The organism is Mycobacterium sp. 852002-51961_SCH5331710, from assembly GCF_001665535.1.
GTDB lineage: Bacteria > Actinomycetota > Actinomycetes > Mycobacteriales > Mycobacteriaceae > Mycobacterium.
Genome location: NZ_LZSQ01000105.1, coordinates 16,454 through 35,153, shown reverse-complemented (window position 1 = coordinate 35,153; position 18,700 = coordinate 16,454). Strand labels below are relative to the sequence as shown.

The window sequence follows — 18,700 nt, the reverse complement described above, 5'->3', positions numbered from 1 at the left end:
GTCGGATGCGGACGCAGTTGCTCTGCAAGACAAGGTCTTTCACGGAATTACCGCTCTGGGTTCAGCAAGAGGGAGCGAACCAGCGGACGGGGTCCTGTCGGCCTCAACATCGAGCTGGCTGGACGGGGACGCACTCGTTGCGGCCACCAGAACCACCGGCCCAGGAGGGCGGCGATCGAAGGCGTCATGAAAGCACGCACCACCAATGTGTCGAACAACAGGCCGAGCCCGATCGTCGAGCCCAATTGACCGACGGTTCGAAGGTCACTGACCACCATTGAGAGCATCGTGAAACTGAACACGAGACCAGCGGCCGTCACCACTCGTCCGGTTCCAGCCATCGCCCGGATGATGCCGGTGTTGATCCCGGCACCCACCTCCTCTTTCATCCGGGATACCAAGAGCAGGTTGTAGTCAGAGCCCACCGCCAGGAGGCAGATGACAGCCATGACGAGAACAGCCCAATGGATTTGGATACCGAGGATGTGTTGCCAAACGAGCACCGAAAGTCCGAATGCCGCGCCCAATGAAAGTGCCACCGTGCCGACGATGACTAGGGCGGCGAACAAGCTTCGGGTCATGATCAGCATGATCGTGAATATGAGGCAGAGCGCTGAGATCGCCGCAATCAACAGGTCGTAGGTGGAACCGTCGATGATGTCCTTCGTCATCGCTGAACTGCCGGTGAGGGACACCCTGGCATTTTCCAGAGGAGTTCCTTTTAGCGCTTCCTCGGCCGCGGTATGGATGGGTTCGACGAGCGCCATCGTCTCCGGGGAGGCGGGTTCGCCTCGTTGTGAAATGAGAAGGCGGGCCGCCTTGCCGTCCGGTGACAGGAAGACATCCATTACCCGCTTGAAGTCTTTGTTTTTGAAGATCTCCTCGGGAATATAAAACGAATCGTCGTTCTGTGCGGCATCGAACGCTTTGCCCATTGCGGTGGCGTTGCTGGAGTTTTCATCCATCTGACCGATCATCCCGGCCATGGTGCTGTGCATTGTCAGCATCATTGTCCGCGTGCTTTCCATCGTCTGAATCATCGGCGGAAACTGGGCGATCATTTGCGGAAGCAACGCGTCTAGGGCGTCGAGATCCTTCATGAGATCGTCCATCTGCGCGCTAATGCTATCGATCCCGTCGAGCGCGTCGAATATGGATCGCAAGGACCAGCAGATAGGAATGTTGAAGCAGTGTGGCTCCCAGTAAAAATAGTTCCGAATTGGTCGGAAGAAATCGTCGAAATTCGATATCTGGTCGCGCAACTCGTACGTGGTCTCCTCGAGCTCGTGAGTTTTCTCGACCATGCGGTGCGTTGTCGACGCTAGCTCTTGCATCAAGCCATACATGCGGTTCATGAGCGCGATCGTCTTGGTCATGTCCTCAGCCTGAACCAGCATGTCGTCCATGCGCGCTCGTTGGAAAGGCAGCATCTGCATTTGACTGGCTTGGCCCATACTGATCATGTATGGAATCGACGTGTGTTGAAGCGGGGATCCCGCCGGCCGCGTTGGACCCTGCACCATAGAAACGCCCGGAACGGACAGGACGCCTTTCTCCAATTTGTTCAGGATCAGGAAGTCTGTTGGGTTCCGCATATCATGATCGGACTCGACAAGTAAGACATCGGGGGCGGACATTTGCGATACGGGGAAATGTCGCTCTGCGGCCTGTAACCCGAGAGCCGCAGGAATATCTTTGGGAAGCGACTCCTGATCGTTGTAGCTGGGTTGATATCCGGGCAATGCCAGCAAGCCAATCATCGCAACTGCGCATGACGCGGCAAGGATGGGCGCCGGCCACCGCACGATCGCCGTGCCCACCCGCCGCCAGTGACGAACCTTGATCTTGCGCTTGGGCTCGAACCACTTGAAGCGCCCTCCGAGCGCGATGATGGCCGGAACAAGCGTGAGGGCCACCGCGACTGCAGTGACCACGCCGACGGCGGAGGGAATACCAAGGACTTTGAACGACGGCAATCGTGTGAAACTCAGGCAGAGAAGTGCGCCGGCAATAGTCAGACCGGAACCCAACACCACCTTCGCAGTACCGCTGAACGTGGAGTAGAAGGCGGTTTCCTGATCCTCGCCTGCCTCAAGCGCCTCATGGTAGCGGCCGAAGAAAAAGATCCCATAATCCGTACCTGCCGCGATCAACAGAGCTACCAATAGATTGACGACGAATGTCGACAGTCCAAAAGCGCCGATATCTCCGAGAAATGCGACGAAGCCTCTCGCCACCTGCAACTGGACGCCGACCGTCACCATCAAGACGATTACGGTAGTAATAGAACGGAAGAAGATGAGCAGCATAACCAAGATCACCGCCAAGCTCACCAACGTGATCAAGGTGACGGTCTCGTTGCCGGATTCGCCCATCTCAGCGATAAACGGAGCCGGTCCGGTGAGGAAAGCCTTGATACCCGGGGGCGGCGGCGTGCGGTCGACGATGTCGCGGACAGCTTCGACGGATTCGTTCGCCAGCGCCTGACCGATGTTGCCGTTTAGCGTTAATTGAACATATGCAGCCTTACCATCAGCACTTTCGGCAGCTGCAGCCGTAAGCGGATCCCCCCAGAAATCCCGTATGAACTTGACGTGTTTTGTGTCAGCCTCGAGTTTCCGAATCAATTCCGAATAGAAAGCATGGGCGTCGTCGCCGAGCCGGTCCTGACCTTCTATGACGATCATCGCCAACGCGTCTGAAGTAGATTCCCCGAAAATCGCGCCCATACGCTCCTGCGCCCGAATGGACGGTGCATCAATGGGAGTCTGCGATACGGCCCGCTCTCTTTCGACCTGCTCCAGTTGGGGAACCGCGGTATTGAGTATCACTGCGATTACCACCCACCCAAGGATGATCGGCAGTGCCAATCGGCGGATCCACCGCGCTATGAGAGGCGGCTTTCCGTGCACATTGTGGGTGCTCATGCTGCCTTCAGGATGCAGGAAGTGAACGCGCTTACGCCCTGGCGAACCTTCTCCGCCTTTACTTCACCGTCCACGATGATGCGGCAACCGATACTGTCGCTATTGCTGGCCTGCGCCATGAGATTTCCAATGCCCGCCGCTTCGGTGATCTCGAATTTGGATGACCATGGCAGACTGGCTCCCTTTACGAACTGCGGTTCGGCGTCTTTGTCGAAATAGCTGATGTCGGCGACCGTTCCCGGCGGACCGAACACCTCATAGATCAGATACTTCGGATCGAAGTTCTGTTTAGTAGCAACCTCGGTATCGGTATCGGCATATGAGGGCCGCACTTCGGACCCGAACATGCCGTGCAACCGCGACACGGTGAAGCCCCCAGCAACCATCACGGCTAATACGAGTAGCGGAATCCAGAGCCGCTTCAGAATCCTGAAAATCGACGATCCCCTCCATCCGTTACCAACCCCGGCGCCGTGGCGGCCGCTCGAACGTAGCAACAGCGCTCTGAGCTCGAGCGGCCGGTTGCACCGAGCGAGCGGTAAGCATCCGAGACAAGTCCGAGCGCGGTCACCGCAAACGCGCGATACCTCGGGGAGCGCAACCCGGTGCTGACGAGTAAACCACGGCGTCGGCCTTCGCAGCGATCCGTTCCTATCGTGATACGGGATCGTAATGCAAGGTTCGCGCGTGTCGTCACCGGACTGCAGACGCGGTCGAATCCCAAGATCGCGCCGTCCCGCGAGACCTTTTCGGTACCTACGTCAGGACCCTGAGGTGCGTATTCGTTCCAGCTGCCCACACAAGGTCCTTTCCGTCTCAAAGACCTTAGGATTGTTACCCAGTCAACTGATGCCATCGTCCAGCGAACTTAATCAGTTACTACAACTGCGCCGCAAGTCCTGCAGATCGCACCGGACGGCGCAACAGCACTGCAGACATCGACGGCGGATATCTGTGCTGGCGAAGTCCCCTTAGACGGTTCGAGGGCGGCGTCGTACCGTCACCAGAGGCATGCAAGACTCGACGCGAAAGTCGAAGATACTTGCCCAGCAATTGACTGGATGCACCCGTCGCTTCGGTGTTCGTCGGCCGGTGCTTGACTTGCATCCTCGGCGTAAGACCACTCGAATCGGACCTACCCGAACGTCGCATTGGTCGCGGCGGGCGGTTTAGGGGGGATAACCCCCCCTATTTCGTCCGGTAAACGCCGTGTTGTCGCGACCGCAGTGTCCGTACGTTCGAGGTATGGTCGCAGTCACGAGTCGAGACGTTGAGTCGGTCATGGCTGACGCCACCACGCCGGCCATTCGCCGCATCGGGGTCCTGCCCAGTGCGTCGATGGTCGTCGGCGCCGTCGCCGCCGCGGTCTGGCTGTGGCTGTACGTCATGATCGTGATCGTCGGGATTTGGCTTGTGCCGTCGGTGGTCGGATTCGCGGTCGCTCTCCTCATGTTTGTCTACCTGACTCGTGGTGCAGAATGGCTCGAGCGGCGGCGCAGTGAACTCGTTTTTGGGATGGAAATCCCGGTCCCACCTCGAAAGATGTCTCTTCATAGTGGCTTTCAGGGGTGGTTCAACCAAATTGGGTTGGACATCAGCAGTGCCCGTTTCTGGAAGGGTTGCGCGCACCATTCCCTGCGGTTGGTCTACGACCTTCTGGCGGTGGGTCTCGCGTTGTTCCTGCTGGCCTTCGCGTTTCTCGCGCCTGCTGCCGCGATCGCGGTGAGCCGTAGCGATGGCGACGCCGGCCTGTCGTTCATTCCGCCGGCCCTGGCGTGGCCGTTGGCCGTCGTAGCGTTGCTCGCTTCCGTGGGAGTCGTGGTGTTCGCGCCGATTCTCGACGCCAAAATCGACCTCTGGCTGCTCTCCCCCTCGCCGGCTGCGATGTATCAACACGAACTGAACGCGCTGGCTGACGCCAGGATGGGAGCGGTGTCGTCGGCGCACTCCGAGCGCAGCCGCATCGAACGCGACCTGCACGATAGTGTTCAGTCTCGCCTTGTCTCGTTGGCGATGACCATCGGTCTGGCTCAGACCAAGTTCGACACCGACCCGTCTGCCGCGAAGGCTCTGATCGCGGAGGCACATCAGGACGCGAAAACCGCTCTTGTCGAACTGCGGAACGTGGTGCGGGGTATCGCCCCGTCCATTCTCTCGGACCGCGGCCTGGATGCCGCGCTCTCATCGGTCGTGCAACGCGCCCAGAACACCGGGGTTTCCACGACTCTGGACGTCGACCTCCCCGGGCGTATCCCCGCCGAGACCGAATCCGTCGCGTACTTCGTTGTCACCGAGGCATTGACCAATGTGGCCAAACACGCTTCGGCGAAGAGTGCCGTCGTGACGGTGCGGTTGGACCAGGCGCAAAACACACTCCACGTCTCAGTATTCGACGACGGCCGCGGCGGTGCGCAGATCACCGACAGCACGCACGCCACCGGCCTCCGGGGGCTGGCTGACCGGGTTCGCGCCGCCCGCGGAACGTTCACGGTTTCCAGTCCGGCCGGCGGACCCACGACGATTACGGCGGTGCTGCCATGCGCATCGTGATCGCGGAGGACTCCGCGCTGCTACGGGCGGGTATCGAACGCATCCTCATCGACGCCGGTCACGAGGTGGTCGCCGGCGTGCCAGACGCCTCGAACCTGGTAGCCCTGGTCGTTGAGACCAAACCTGATCTCGTGATCGTCGACGTGAGGATGCCCCCCTCCTTCACCGATGAGGGAATTCGTGCCGCCGCCGCGCTTCGAAGCGAGAATCCCGAATCTCCGGTGCTGGTGCTTTCGCACTACGTCGAAGAGCGATATGCCTCCGACCTGATCAGTTCTGACACCCGCGGCTTCGGCTACCTGCTCAAGGACCGCGTCGCCGACGTGCCGGCATTCCTGGACGCCGTCTCGGTCGTCGGAGGCGGTGGGACTGTGCTCGACCCTGAGGTCGTGTCGCAAATACTCGCGCGTTCGCATCGTCGCAGCGCGCTGGATCAGCTCACACCCCGCGAAGGTGACGTATTGCAGTTGATGGCCGAAGGAAAGACCAATTCGGCGATCGCGGCCTCGCTGCACATATCCACCGGATCCGCCGAGAAGCACGTCGCATCGATCTTCACGAAGTTGGGGCTGGCGCCCGATGACACCGAAAACCGTCGTGTCCTCGCCGTTCTGCGCTACCTCGAGTCGTAATGAGAAGAAGGGACATACATCATGACCACAAACTCCCGCCTCGCTCACAGGAATAGGCACGACCTTCAGGTGATTCAGCACGCGCTTACGCTCATCGAGATGGAAGGCGGATGGACCCAGGGCACCTACTGCCGCGATGCAGACGGCCGGGAGGTGCACCCCAGCGCCGATATGCCGGGCGAATGGGTTCGGGTGCATACCCCGCACGTCGGCGGGGGCGGCTATACCGTACGCACGGAATCGGGGGCGACCCCGTGTAGCTACTGCCTCGGAGGCGCTTTACGCGCTGCGGCCGGCTACTGGGACGTCGCAAACCCGTACGCCGCACTTGACCAGGTTGAGCGGTTGGAGAATCTCGTCTTGCGTTCGGCCAACTCGGCGGCCGTGGTGGCATGGCCGAGCCTGCAGGCTTACAACGACGATCCGCACACCACGAGGGCCGACGCGGTCCTGGCCCTCAAGCGGGCCGCCGCCCACCTCGAAGCGGAGGAGCAGCCGCAGTTGTGAGCGGATTCGGCGTCAGTCCTGAGCCAGAGCACCATCTACGCGAGACGGAACGGCCACCCACCCCCTGGCCGGCCTCTCCGCCGCCTGCAATCGCTCCCGCCGCCCGAGGCGCGATGCGTTCCGTCGTGATCGTCATCGGTGCGTTGGTGGTCCTCGTCGCGGTCGGCGGTCTCGGTGCGGTTTCGTTCGCCGTGGCGACGAGTCGAGTCGTCACCGATACGCAGGAACTCCCGGCCGGCATGCGATCGCTGACCGTCGACACCGGCGGCGTCCCGGTACCGGTGCGGATCATCGCCGACGCCGATGCAAAGCAGCCGCGCGTGGCACTGCGCCTGGTGACGCGGACTGACGATACACAGCTTGCAGTGCACTCCGAGGGTACCGCTAGCCGAGTTACGCTGGGCGACAGTACTTCAGGGTTCGCTTCGCTCATCGGCACCTCAGTCAGTGTCGTCCTCCCGCCGGATGTGGCACGCAAGCTACGCCTCACGGTCAACCACCGGACCGGACCTTTGATCTCTGATGCGGACCTCGACGAGCTGGTGGTGAAGTCCGATGACGCGTCCCTGACGCTCGGGGGTTCGGCCCGTTCGGTCCGTGTTTCCAACCGACATGGATACATCAGGACCAGCACCGGAATCGCAGTGAGCGAGGGGTTCGAGGCGACGAGCGAGTTCGGCGACATCTGGGTGGAATTCCGCTCGGCGCCTCGCAACACCGAAGCGATCGCGGGTGGCAATGTCACTGTCAGGTTGCCCGCATCCGACGCGTACCGAGTGAACGCCGGATCCGAGGATCCCGCCCGATCAACGACGGTGACCGTGTCGAAGAGCACCGATCGGAGCGCGCCCACAGTGGTTGCTCGCTCGAGAAGCGGAAACGTCGACGTCTCCGAAGCGCGGTAACGGCTCGGTTCAACATGCCGTGAGCGCGTGCAATAAGCGAGGATACGAGCGCCGGCAAAGATCTGCTCGAACCCAGCAAACGGTATCGATCAACGAGCCCGCGGCAACCTACGTCCCGTCATTCGGGGAGCACAGTGCGGCCCCTGCGCGCAGGGGCACGGCCTCCCGCAATCGAGACCATCAATCAGGCAAGATTGGCTATATGGCCAGTGGTACAGATAGTGGCGGAGCCTCACCCCGGGTTCTCGTGGTCGACGACGACCCCGACGTGCTGGCCTCGCTCGAGCGCGGCCTGCGGCTTTCCGGGTTCGACGTGGCCACCGCGGTGGACGGGGCCGAGGCGCTGCGCAGCGCTACCGAGACCCGACCGGACGCGATCGTCCTCGACATCAACATGCCCGTCCTCGACGGCGTCAGCGTGGTCACCGCTCTACGCGCGATGGACAACGACGTGCCGGTCTGCGTGCTGTCCGCACGCAGTTCCGTCGACGACCGCGTCGCCGGACTCGAGGCCGGCGCCGACGACTACCTGGTCAAACCCTTCGTGCTCGCCGAACTGGTGGCCCGCGTGAAGGCCCTGCTGCGTCGGCGCGGCTCGACCGCAACCTTCTCCTCCGAGACCATCCAGGTCGGCCCGCTCGAAGTGGACATCCCCGGCCGTCGCGCCCGCGTCAACGGCGTCGACGTCGACCTGACCAAACGCGAATTCGACCTGCTCGCGGTGCTGGCCGAGCACAAGACGGCCGTGCTCTCCCGCGCACAGCTGCTCGAACTCGTCTGGGGCTACGACTTCGCCGCCGACACCAACGTCGTCGACGTCTTCATCGGCTACCTGCGCCGCAAGCTCGAAGCCGGCGGCGCCCCCCGACTCCTGCATACCGTCCGCGGGGTCGGGTTCGTGCTCCGAACCCAATGAGCCGATGAACTTGCTGTCGCGGATCTTCCGCCGAACTCCCTCGCTGCGCACCCGCGTCGCACTGGCCACCGCGATCGGCGCCGCGATCGTCGTCGTCATTGTGGGAACGGTGGTCTGGGTCGGCATCACCAACGACCGCAAGGAGCGCCTCGACCGACGACTCGACGAGGCCGCCGGCTTCGCGATCCCGTTCCTCCCCCGCGGGCTGGACGAGATCCCGAAATCCCCCACCAATCAGGACGCCGTCATCACCGTCCACCGCGGGACCGAGGTGACGTCCAACTCCGACGTCGTTCTCCCGCAGCTGCCCCCCGGCTACGCCGACACCTACGTCGACGGCGTGCGCTACCGCGTCCGCACCGTCGACATCCCCTACTACCCCGGCCCGATGTCTGTCGCCGTCGGCGCCACCTACGACGCCACCGTCGCCGACACCAACAACTTGCACCGCCGGGTGATCATCATCTGCGTTTTTGCCGTCGGCGCGGCGTCGGTGTTCGGCTGGGTGCTGGCCGCATTCGCGGTGCGCCCGCTGAAAAGCCTCGCGCGGCAGACCCGTCAGATCGACGCCGGCGACGAGGACCCCGACGTCGAGGTGCGCGGCGCGACCGAGGCCGTCGAGATCGCCGAGGCGGTCAAGGGCCTAGTCGAACGCGTCTGGAAAGAACAGGACCGGACCAAGGCCGCGCTGGCGTCGGCGCGCGACTTCGCGTCGGTGTCCGCCCACGAACTGCGCACGCCACTGACCGCGATGCGGACCAACCTCGAGGTCCTGTCTACCCTCGACCTACCCGAGGACCAGCGCAAAGAGGTGGTCAACGACGTGATCCGGACGCAATCGCGCATCGAGGCCACGCTCGGTGCGCTGGAGCGCCTCGCGCAGGGCGAGCTGTCGACCGCCGACGACCATGTGCCCGTCGACATCACCGAACTGCTCGACCGCGCCGCCCACGATGCGATGCGGGTCTACCCGGATCTCGAGGTGTCGCTGGTTCCCGCGCCGACGATCATCATCGTGGGCCTGCCCGCAGGGTTGCGGTTGGCGGTCGATAATGCCATCGCCAACGCCGTGAAACACGGCGGTGCGACCCGGGTGCAGCTATCGGCGGTCAGTTCACGGGAGGGCGTGGAGATCGCGATTGACGACGACGGTGTCGGCATCCCCGAAGAGGAGCGCTCGATCGTGTTCGAGCGGTTCTCCCGCGGATCGACGGCGTCGGTGTCGGGTTCGGGCCTTGGCCTCGCGTTGGTCGCGCAGCAGGCCGAATTACACGGCGGCACAGCCTCTTTGGAGGAGAGTCCGCTCGGCGGCGCCCGCCTGCTGCTGCGGCTACCCGGCCATCAGTGAGCTAGCGCGTGGCCAACAGGTCGATGACAAATATCAGCGTCTTGCCCGACAGCCGGTGTCCGCCACCCGCAGGTCCGTAGGCCTGCTCCGGCGGGATGACGAGCTGTCGCCGCCCGCCGACCTTCATCCCCGGGATGCCGTCCTGCCAGCCCTGGATGAGGCCGCGCAGCGGAAACTCGATCGACTCGCCCCGGTTCCAAGAACTGTCGAACTCCTCGCCGGTGTCGTACTCCACACCGACGTAGTGCACCTCGACGTTGGCGCCGGGCACCGCCTCGGCGCCGTCACCGACGACCAGATCGGTGATCACCAACTCGCTGGGCGGAGGGCCGTCGGGGAATTCGATTTCGGGTTTCTGCCCTGAACTTGAAGTCACGCACTCACGGTAGTCGGGCAGACTGGTGCGGTGACCAAAGACCAAGACATTCTCAACCAGGTCAACAAGCTGGTCGCCGAGGAGCAGGAACTCCGGGCGAAGCTTCAGAACCGCGAGATCGACGAGTCCGAGGAGCACAAACGGCTCAAAGCCGTCGAGGTGCAGCTCGATCAGTGCTGGGATCTGCTGCGGCAGCGCCGGGCCAAGCGGGAGACGGGCGGTGATCCGCGAGAAGCAGAGGTGCGTCCGCCCGACGAGGTCGAGGGCTACCTCAACTGAGTTCCGGTTACGACACCGGAGCCGCTTCGGCGGCGACATACGACGCCGGAGCCGCTTCGGCGGCGACATACGACGCCGGAGCCGCTTCGGCGGCGACATACGACGCCGTCGTCGTCGGCGGTGGGCACAACGGCCTCGTCGCGGCGGCCTATCTCGCCAAGGCTGGTCGCCGAGTGCGGGTGCTGGAGCGCCTGGACCACGTGGGCGGGGCGGCCGTATCTGCGCACGCCTTCGAGGGAGTCGACGCGCGGCTCTCTCGCTACTCCTATCTCGTCAGCCTGCTTCCGCGGCGCATCGTCGACGACCTCGGCGCGCGGGTGCGGTTGCTTCGGCGCCGCTACTCGTCGTACACGCCCGACCCCGCGACCGGCGGCCGCACGGGATTGCTGATCGGGCCGACGTCGACGTTCGACGCCATCGGCGCGGCTGACGACGAGGCGCGGTTCGCCGGCTTCTACCAACGATGTGGTGGCCTCGTCGAGAAGTTGTGGCCGACGCTGCTGGAGCCGCTTCAGACGCGTACGCAGTCTCGTCGTCTCGTCGGCGATGAGGCCGCGTGGCGAATGATGATCGACGAACCGATAGGGCGCGCGATCACCTCGGCCGTCGACAGCGATGTCGTGCGTGGTGTGATGGCTACTGACGCCTTGATCGGGACGTTCGCCCGTCTCGACGACCCGTCGCTGATTCAGAACGTCTGTTTTCTCTACCACCTGCTGGGCAACGGGACCGGCGACTGGGACGTGCCGATCGGAGGAATGGGCGCCGTCAGCGGTGCCCTGGCGGCGGCCGCGACCGGCTTCGGTACCGAAATCACGTGCGGTGCCGATGTTTACGCGATCGACCCGACGGGCGAGGTGCGGTTCAACTGCGACGGCGCCGAGCAGACCGTCCACGGCGACGTCGTCCTGGCCAATGTCACACCGACTGTGCTGGCGGGCTTGATGGGTGAGCAACCGCCGGAGTCGACGCCGGGAGCACAGGTCAAGGTGAACCTGATGCTGCGGCGGCTACCACGCTTGCGCGACGACGCCGTGACACCCGAGCAGGCATTCGGCGGTACGTTTCACATCAACGAGACGTACAGCCAGCTGGACGAGGCGTACGCACGAGCGGATCACGGAGTGATGCCGGACCCGCTGCCGTGCGAGATCTACTGCCACTCGCTCACCGACCCGTCGATCCTCTCGGACGAACTCCGCGCCGCCGGGGCGCAGACGTTGACGGTCTTCGGCCTGCACACTCCCCACCAACTGGTATCGACGGGTGACCCCGACCGGATGCGCGACTCGTTGACCTCAGCGGTGCTCAACTCGCTGAACTCCGTTCTGGCCGAACCCATTCACGACGTGGTGATGGAAGATTCGGCGGGACGGCTGTGCATCGAGACGAAGACGACCGTCGATCTCGAAAACTCATTGGGCATGTCGGGCGGGCACATCTTCCACGGTGGGCTGGCGTGGCCGTTCGCCGAGGACGACGAGCCACTCGATACTCCCGCTCAACGCTGGGGTGTGGCCACTGCGCACGAACGAATCCTGCTGTGCGGCTCCGGTTCGCGTCGAGGCGGCGGCGTCTCCGGGATCGGCGGCCACAACGCGGCGATGGCGGTGCTGGAGGGTTAAGACGACGTCAGCTTGGCGAGGATGCGCCGTAGCGTCTCGAGGTCGTGCTCATCCAACGCAGTCATGACCTCAGGCGCCGGGTCGTCGATCGCGTCGATCTTACTGACCATGGCACGCCCCGCGTCGGTGAGCGAAACCCGTTTGCATCGACGGTTTTCCGGATCGACCTTGCGCACCACCAACCCGCGCGCTTCCAGGTCGTTGACCGCGACGGTCGCCGCCGGCGCGTCGATGGTCGCCGCGTGCGCCAACTCCTTGACCGTCATCGGTCGTCGGCTCAACCGTCGCAGGATTCGCACCCTGCTGAACGGCAACCCGGACTGTTCGACGACCGCCCTCTTCCAACTGTCGTGGTTCTCGATGACGAACGCCGCCATCGCGCGCCAAGCCCCGTCGGCCACTTGCTTACCGGACATCGGCCGCCACCAGCGGTTCCAGGCGATCGGCCGACCGCAACGCCCTGCTCGACGTCGAATACCAGCCGAGAACGATGATCGCCACACCCAGCACCGCGCAGATCAGCCACAGCGGCCGGGTAGCCGTAGCAAAGTCCGGCCCCATCGCCACCAGCGCACCGCCCGCAACCGAACCACACAGCGCCACACCAATACTCACGCCGACCTGTCTGCTGGTCGACGCGATCGCCGAGGCCGCCCCCGCACGATCGGTCGGCATACCGCTGACCGCCGCATTGGTCACCGGCGCATTGACCATCGAGAATCCGATACCGAAGACCGCGAAGATCACCAGCAGTTCCCAGACCGGCGTCGTCGACGACAGCTGGGCGAGCATCACCGTCGCCGCGGTGATGAGTGTGCCCGCAATCAACAGCGACGGCCTCGCCCCGAACCGCCCGACCATCCGGCCCGACAACGGCGAGAACACCAGCGCCCCAACCGCTATCGGCAGATAGATCAACCCCGTGTGGAACGCCGAGAAGCCACGCTCGTCCTGTAGGTACAGCGACATCATGAACAGGAACGCACCCCATGACGCGAACGCGCACACCGCGATCATCGTCGCCGACGCGAACGGGATGCTCCGGAAGAACCTCAGATCGATGAACGGGTCTCGCCTGCGTGCCTCGAAACCCAAGAAGCTTACGAACGCCACCACCGCGGCCACCGCGACTGCGACGGTTCGAACGTCACCCCAGCCCAATCCGGGGCCCTCGATGAGGACGAAGACGAGGCCGAACAGGAACGCCATCCCCAACGCCTGCCCGACCGGATCGAGGTCGCGCATCGTCGCCGACTTCGACGCCGGAACGAAGATGACCGTCAGCAGAATGGCCAGCGCGCAGATCGGCAGATTGATCCAGAACACTGCCCGCCAGTTCATCCACTCGATGAGTGCACCACCGACGATCGGGCCGGCCGCCATCGAGATTCCTACGACCCCGCCCCAGATACCGATGGCCCGCGCTCGTTCCACCCGACCGGTGAACACCTGCGTGATGATCGACATCGCGACGGGGTTCATCATCGACCCGCCGATCGCCTGTAGGAAGCGGGCGGCGATCAGCGTCTCGATGTTCGGCGCCAAGCTGCACAGCAGGGACGCGGTGGCGAACACCGTCAGCCCGATCTGAAATGTGCCGCGGCGGCCGAAGCGGTCGGCCGTCGCACCCGACAACAGCAGCAGCGAGGCCAAGACCAGGGTGTAGATATCGATCACCCACTGCAGCTGCGACCCGGTGGCGTGCAGGTCGGCGCGGATGTTCGGAATCGCGACGTTGACGATCGTCGCGTCCATCGACACGATCAGCAGGCTCAGGCAGCAGGTCACCAAGATGATGGCCTTGCGCCGAGCGGCTCTGGGCCCACGCGAAGCTGGGGACGACCGGACGACGGATTCATTCACTCAACAATTGTGAAACTACAACTGTTTGGGTGGCAAGGGCGGTCAGCAGTGAGATACGCGACGCCGAGTGTGGGTTTACGGGACGCTTTGGAAGCCGAGAACGTGCGGGTAACGCACGTTCGCCGACGGGCCTAGCGGCTGCCGACGTCCTTGTAGTCCCGCTCGGTGTAACCGGTGTAGATCTGGCGCGGACGGCCGATCTTGCCGCTGCCCTCGTCGTGCATCTCCCGCCAGTGCGCGATCCAGCCGGGCAACCGGCCGAGCGCGAACAAGACGGTGAACATGCGCGTCGGGAAGCCCATCGCCCGGTAGATCACGCCGGTGTAGAAGTCGACGTTCGGGTAGAGCTTGCGCTCGATGAAGAAGTCGTCGGTCAAAGCGGCTTCCTCGAGAGTCCGTGCGATGTCGAGCATCTCGTCGTCGCCGCCGAGCTTGCCGAGAATCTTGTCGGCCTGCTCCTTGACGATGCGGGCGCGCGGGTCGTAGTTCTTGTAAACCCGGTGGCCGAAGCCCATCAGCTTGACGCCGTCCTCGCGGTTCTTCACCTTCTTGATGAACTCGTGGACGTCGAAGTCGGCCTGGCGGATCTTCTCGAGCATCTCCAGCACCGCCTGGTTGGCGCCGCCGTGCAGCGGGCCCCACAGCGCGTTGATGCCGCCGGAGATCGACGTGAACAGGTTCGCCTGCGACGAGCCGACCAGACGCACGGTCGACGTCGAGCAGTTCTGCTCGTGGTCGGCGTGCAGGATGAACAGCATGTCCAGCGCCCGGACGATCTCCGGGTCCACCTCGTAGGGCTCGGCCGGGAAACCGAACGTCATGCGCAGGAAGTTCTCGACCAGTGTCAGCGAGTTGTCCGGATACAGGAACGGCTGGCCCGCCGACTTCTTGTAGGCGTAGGCCGCGATGGTCGGCAGCTTGGCCAGCAGACGGATCGTCGACAGCTCGACCTGGTTGTCGTCGAAGGGGTCGAGCGAATCCTCGTAGTACGTCGACAGCGCATTGACCGCGCTCGACAGCACCGGCATCGGATGCGCGTTGGCCGGAAAGCCGTCGAAGAACCGCTTGAGGTCCTCGTGCAGCAGCGTGTGACGCTGGATCCGGGTGGTGAACTCCGCCAGCTGCTCCTTGGTGGGCAGCTCACCGTAGATGAGCAGGTAGCTCACCTCGATGAAGTTCGACTTCTCCGCGAGCTGCTCGATCGGATACCCGCGGTAGCGCAGGATGCCGGCGTCGCCGTCGATGTAGGTGATCGCACTCTTGGTCGACGCGGTGTTGACGAAGCCCTCGTCGTACGTCGTGTAGCCCGACTTGGCCAGCAGTGAACCCAGCGCGATGCCATCCGAGCCCTCAGTGGCGGAAACGATGTCAAGGTCGAGCGTGCCACCGGGGTAGGAGAGGGTGGCTTGCCCTTCCCCACTCTTCGCGTTATCGGCCACGAGGTTCCCTTCGTCGCTGCTGGGAGTATTCGAACATTGCTCCTACAAAAGGTAGTCCCATTCCGGCAGCCGCGCCCCAGCGGGGGCGTCAGTTGCTCAGACGGGCTGATGCAGATTACCCGCTAAGTCGGTGAACTGATCGAATACCGCTCTCAGCCGATCGATGAGGTCGTCGACGGAGACCTGCGACCAGTCTCGATTGTCCTGCGCGACACTGCCCAGCGCCGTCATGATCACCGCACCCCACACCGCGGCCGTAAGCCTGACCTTCTGGTCGTGGAGCGGGACGCTCAGTCGGGCGGCCAACGCGCGCTCGATCGCGTTGCCGCGAAACTCCACGCTGGCCTGGCGCAGGATCGACGACGTCACGATGATCCGGGTGATGCACAGCAGCCGCTCGGCAGTCAGCCCGCCGGGCCCCGCCCGCTTGGCCGACTCGGCCATCGCGACGTTGGCTCGCAGCAGCGCCTCGTAGTGGTTGACCTCGTCGCCCTGGCGGGCGAGCTCCACGGCGGTTCGGTCGAGAATCTCGTCGACCAACGCCAGCGCAATCGCCTCTTTGGTCGGGAAGTACCGGCTGAAGGTGCGGGACGAGACGTCGGCCACCGCGGCGATCTGGTCCACCGTGGTGTTGTCGAACCCCTGGCTGTTGCACAGCTCCACGGCGGCGTCGATGAGAGTCGCTCGCGTGCGCAGCTTCTTGCGCTCGCGCAGCCCGAGAGTCTGCGCCCCCCTTCCGTCAGGCACGAAGGCGATACTAATCGCCGAATCTATGAGAGAGCTAAGAATCCGTTGACGTCGAATACATGATCGACGTCTGCATTTTGGACCGTTGCCTCGCCGCAGCTAACACCGGCTCCTACGGCTGCAGCCGCTCGACCCGCCCATCCTGAATGCGAATCCTGTTGTGCACCCGGTTCTCCCGGCCCTGCCAGAACTCCACGACCTCGGCCGCGATCAGATAGCCGCCCCAATTCGGCGGCACGGGAACGGTTTCGTGGTCAGCGAATCGCTGCGTCACCTCCGTCAGTTGGTCCAGCAGCGCGGCGCGGGACGCGATCGGCTTCGACTGGTACGACGCCCACGCGCCGAGCTGCGACCCCCGCGGGCGCTTGGACCAGTACTCGGCCGTCTCCTCCGCGGACACCTTTAGGACCGGTCCGCGCACGTGGACCTGGCGCCCGATCGGGTACCACGGAAACGTGGCCGACGCGTACGGCGTCGCCGCCAACTGCTCGCCTTTGTCGGAGTCGTAGTTGGTATAGAACGTGATGCCGGCGTCGTCGACGCTCTTGCACAACACCGATCGGGTCACGGGCCGTCCGTTACCGTCCACCGTGCCCACCACCATCGCGTTGGGCTCAGCGACACCGGCGCGCTCGGCGTCGGCTAACCATTTGCGCAGCAACGTAACCCAGCCGTCGGCCAGCCAATCCACATCGAGATCGGGACTGCCGTCTTTTTCCGCCGAACCGTATTCCACCCGCATCCTCGCCAAGCGTTCTGGGCCTACCTCCGCCACGCGACAACGCTACGCCCAGACCGCGCACCGCGGTGTCAGCAACCGCGAGATGACCGCGGTTGCGCGGGTGCAAGAATCTGGCCATGAGCACGGTGCCTGAAGATTTCGTACCCGGCCTCGAGGGCGTCGTCGCCTTCACCTCCGAGATCGCCGAACCCGATAAGGACGGCGGCGCGCTGCGGTACCGCGGCGTCGACATCGAAGACTTGGTCAACCAGCGGGTGACCTTCGGTGACGTGTGGGCGCTGCTGGTCGACGGCAAGTTCGGCAACGGACTGCCGCCCGCCGAGCCCTTCCCGCTGCCCATTCACAGCGGCGATGTGCGCGTGGACGTCCAGGCGGGGCTCGCGATGCTGGCGCCGATCTGGGGTTATCCCCCGCTACTCGACATCGACGACGCCACCGCCCGCGACCACCTCGCCCGGGCTTCGGTGATGGCGTTGTCCTACGTCGCGCAATCGGCACGCGGTATCTACCAACCCGCGGTACCCCAGCGCACCATCGACGAATGCTCAACGGTGACCGAGCGATTCATGACCCGCTGGCAGGGCGATCCCGATCCCCGCCATGTGGAGGCCATCGACGCCTACTGGGTCAGCGCAGCCGAACACGGCATGAACGCCTCGACGTTCACCGCCCGCGTGATCGCGTCGACCGGGGCCGACGTCGCTGCCGCCCTGTCCGGCGCGATCGGCGCGATGAGCGGGCCGCTGCACGGCGGCGCCCCAGCCCGCGTGATCCCGATGATCGAGGAGGCCGAGAAGACCGGCGACGCCCGCGCGGTGGTCAAAGGCATCCTGGACCGCAAGGAGAAGCTGATGGGCTTCGGGCATCGGGTCTACCGTGCCGAGGATCCGCGGGCCCGGGTGCTGCGCGCGACGGCCAAGCGGCTCGAGGCCCCGCGCTATGAGGTGGCCGCCGCGCTCGAACAGGCCGCCCTGACCGAGCTGCGCGAGCGGCGGCCGGACCGCGCCATCGAGACCAACGTCGAGTTCTGGGCGGCGGTGATCCTGGACTTCGCGCAGGTGCCGACCAAGATGATGCCCGCGATGTTCACCTGCGGCCGCACCGCGGGCTGGTGTGCGCACATCCTCGAGCAGAAGCGGCTCGGCAAGCTGGTGCGTCCGTCGGCGATCTACGTCGGTCCGGCGCCGCGCAGCCCGGAGTCGGTCGCGGGCTGGGACCAGATCGTCCGGTCGTGACCCCGACGTTCGCCGCGGCGGCACACAGTTTCGCGGACCTCGTCGGCCGGATTCCCGCCGACGCGTGGTCGAAGCCGGGGCTGGGCGACTGGGATCTGCGTTCGCTGGTCGGGCACACGTCACGGTCACTCATCACGGTGCTCACCTACCTCGAGACCACCGCCGACCGCGCGGACATCACCTCCCCGCAGGAGTACTACGCACGGGTGAACCCCACCGCACTGGGCATGGATCCCGCTGCCGTCGCCGAGCGGGGCAGGCAGGCTGGCCGCGACCTGGGTGACGATCCGGCAGCGACGGTCGCCGACCTCGTCACACAGGCCTTGGCGCGCGTGGAGACGGTGGACGATCCGCTGATCCAGGTGATCGGCGGGCTGGGTATCCGGCTGCGGGACTACCTGCCGACGCGGACGTTCGAGCTGGCCGTGCACAGCCTGGATATCGCACGCGCAATTGGGATTTCGTTCACGCTGCCGCCATCGGTGCTCGAGGAGGCGTTGGTGTTGGCGGCTCGGATCGCGGCCCAGGCGCACGGTGAGACGGTGCTGATGGCGCTGACCGGACGCGACGGGCTGCCGCCGTCCTTTTCGATCGTCTGATCCTGTCGGT

17 protein-coding genes and 1 pseudogene are annotated in these 18,700 nt (G+C 64.3%); 10 read left to right on the top strand and 8 right to left on the bottom strand.

Annotation, left to right across the window (positions count from 1 at the left end; all coding sequences use genetic code 11):
- Positions 1–47: 47 nt before the first annotated feature.
- Entirely contained in the window at positions 48–2,927 is a 2,880-nt protein-coding gene (locus A5752_RS17890) for an MMPL/RND family transporter (protein WP_067088196.1), read from the bottom strand.
- A complete protein-coding gene (locus A5752_RS17885) occupies positions 2,924–3,313 on the bottom strand; it encodes an MmpS family transport accessory protein (protein ID WP_231983450.1) in 390 nt (129 codons plus the stop codon). Before A5752_RS17885 ends, A5752_RS17890 begins: the two co-directional genes overlap by 4 nt.
- 859 nt (positions 3,314–4,172) lie before the next feature.
- Here A5752_RS17885 and A5752_RS17880 point away from each other — a divergent pair.
- The 6 genes from A5752_RS17880 to A5752_RS17855 all read left to right on the top strand — a co-directional run bounded on the left by A5752_RS17880 (position 4,173) and on the right by A5752_RS17855 (position 9,785).
- Complete coding sequence (locus A5752_RS17880) at positions 4,173–5,477, top strand: sensor histidine kinase (protein ID WP_067088194.1); 1,305 nt, start codon at positions 4,173–4,175, stop codon at positions 5,475–5,477.
- Positions 5,465–6,109 (top strand): response regulator transcription factor, encoded by a 645-nt coding sequence (locus tag A5752_RS17875; RefSeq protein WP_067088192.1) that lies wholly within the window; start codon positions 5,465–5,467, stop codon positions 6,107–6,109. The genes A5752_RS17880 and A5752_RS17875 overlap by 13 nt, the downstream gene beginning before the upstream one ends.
- Before the next feature lie 21 nt (positions 6,110–6,130).
- Positions 6,131–6,616: a DUF6197 family protein gene (locus A5752_RS17870; RefSeq protein ID WP_067088190.1), complete on the top strand. Its 486-nt coding sequence runs from the start codon at positions 6,131–6,133 to the stop codon at positions 6,614–6,616.
- A 113-nt stretch (positions 6,617–6,729) separates the two neighbouring features.
- Positions 6,730–7,521: a hypothetical protein gene (locus A5752_RS17865; protein ID WP_067088188.1), complete on the top strand. Its 792-nt coding sequence runs from the start codon at positions 6,730–6,732 to the stop codon at positions 7,519–7,521.
- A 202-nt stretch (positions 7,522–7,723) separates the two neighbouring features.
- Complete coding sequence (gene prrA / locus A5752_RS17860) at positions 7,724–8,437, top strand: two-component system response regulator PrrA (protein ID WP_067088186.1); 714 nt, start codon at positions 7,724–7,726, stop codon at positions 8,435–8,437.
- A 4-nt stretch (positions 8,438–8,441) separates the two neighbouring features.
- A complete protein-coding gene (locus A5752_RS17855) occupies positions 8,442–9,785 on the top strand; it encodes a HAMP domain-containing sensor histidine kinase (protein ID WP_067088184.1) in 1,344 nt (447 codons plus the stop codon).
- Between the two features lies 1 nt (position 9,786).
- On the opposite strand, the gene A5752_RS17850 is transcribed toward A5752_RS17855, so the two are convergent.
- Positions 9,787–10,161 (bottom strand): FKBP-type peptidyl-prolyl cis-trans isomerase, encoded by a 375-nt coding sequence (locus A5752_RS17850; RefSeq protein WP_067088183.1) that lies wholly within the window; start codon positions 10,159–10,161, stop codon positions 9,787–9,789.
- Between the two features lie 30 nt (positions 10,162–10,191).
- Between A5752_RS17850 and A5752_RS17845 the strand changes: the two genes are divergently transcribed.
- Together A5752_RS17845 and A5752_RS17840 are read left to right on the top strand one after the other, a co-directional pair.
- The gene (locus A5752_RS17845; RefSeq protein ID WP_067088181.1) at positions 10,192–10,440 is read left to right on the top strand and encodes a DUF2630 family protein; all 249 of its coding nucleotides are present in this window, start codon (positions 10,192–10,194) and stop codon (positions 10,438–10,440) included.
- 98 nt (positions 10,441–10,538) lie between these two features.
- Positions 10,539–12,065 (top strand): annotated as a pseudogene (locus tag A5752_RS17840) (phytoene desaturase family protein); the annotation flags it as partial.
- Here the strand turns inward: A5752_RS17840 and A5752_RS17835 are convergent.
- The 5 genes from A5752_RS17835 to pdxH all read right to left on the bottom strand — a co-directional run bounded on the left by A5752_RS17835 (position 12,062) and on the right by pdxH (position 16,856).
- Positions 12,062–12,481, bottom strand: a complete 420-nt coding sequence (locus A5752_RS17835) for a MarR family winged helix-turn-helix transcriptional regulator (protein ID WP_067088176.1) — start codon at positions 12,479–12,481, stop codon at positions 12,062–12,064. The pseudogene A5752_RS17840 and the gene A5752_RS17835 sit on opposite strands and share 4 nt — an antisense overlap.
- Positions 12,471–13,928, bottom strand: coding sequence for an MFS transporter (locus A5752_RS17830; protein ID WP_067088174.1), 1,458 nt, complete (start codon positions 13,926–13,928; stop codon positions 12,471–12,473). The genes A5752_RS17835 and A5752_RS17830 overlap by 11 nt, the downstream gene beginning before the upstream one ends.
- A gap of 131 nt (positions 13,929–14,059) precedes the next feature.
- Positions 14,060–15,367 (bottom strand): citrate synthase, encoded by a 1,308-nt coding sequence (locus A5752_RS17825; RefSeq protein ID WP_082963950.1) that lies wholly within the window; start codon positions 15,365–15,367, stop codon positions 14,060–14,062.
- Between the two features lie 96 nt (positions 15,368–15,463).
- Positions 15,464–16,114, bottom strand: coding sequence for a TetR family transcriptional regulator (locus A5752_RS17820; protein WP_067088172.1), 651 nt, complete (start codon positions 16,112–16,114; stop codon positions 15,464–15,466).
- Between the two features lie 112 nt (positions 16,115–16,226).
- Complete coding sequence (gene pdxH, locus A5752_RS17815) at positions 16,227–16,856, bottom strand: pyridoxamine 5'-phosphate oxidase (protein ID WP_082963949.1); 630 nt, start codon at positions 16,854–16,856, stop codon at positions 16,227–16,229.
- A gap of 116 nt (positions 16,857–16,972) precedes the next feature.
- On the opposite strand from pdxH, the gene A5752_RS17810 reads away from it, so the two are divergent.
- Positions 16,973–18,091 (top strand): citrate synthase 2, encoded by a 1,119-nt coding sequence (locus A5752_RS17810; RefSeq protein WP_067088168.1) that lies wholly within the window; start codon positions 16,973–16,975, stop codon positions 18,089–18,091.
- On the top strand, positions 18,088–18,690 hold the full coding sequence (locus A5752_RS17805) for a maleylpyruvate isomerase family mycothiol-dependent enzyme (RefSeq protein WP_156613968.1): 603 nt from the start codon (positions 18,088–18,090) through the stop codon (positions 18,688–18,690). Before A5752_RS17810 ends, A5752_RS17805 begins: the two co-directional genes overlap by 4 nt.
- Positions 18,691–18,700 lie beyond the last annotated feature (10 nt).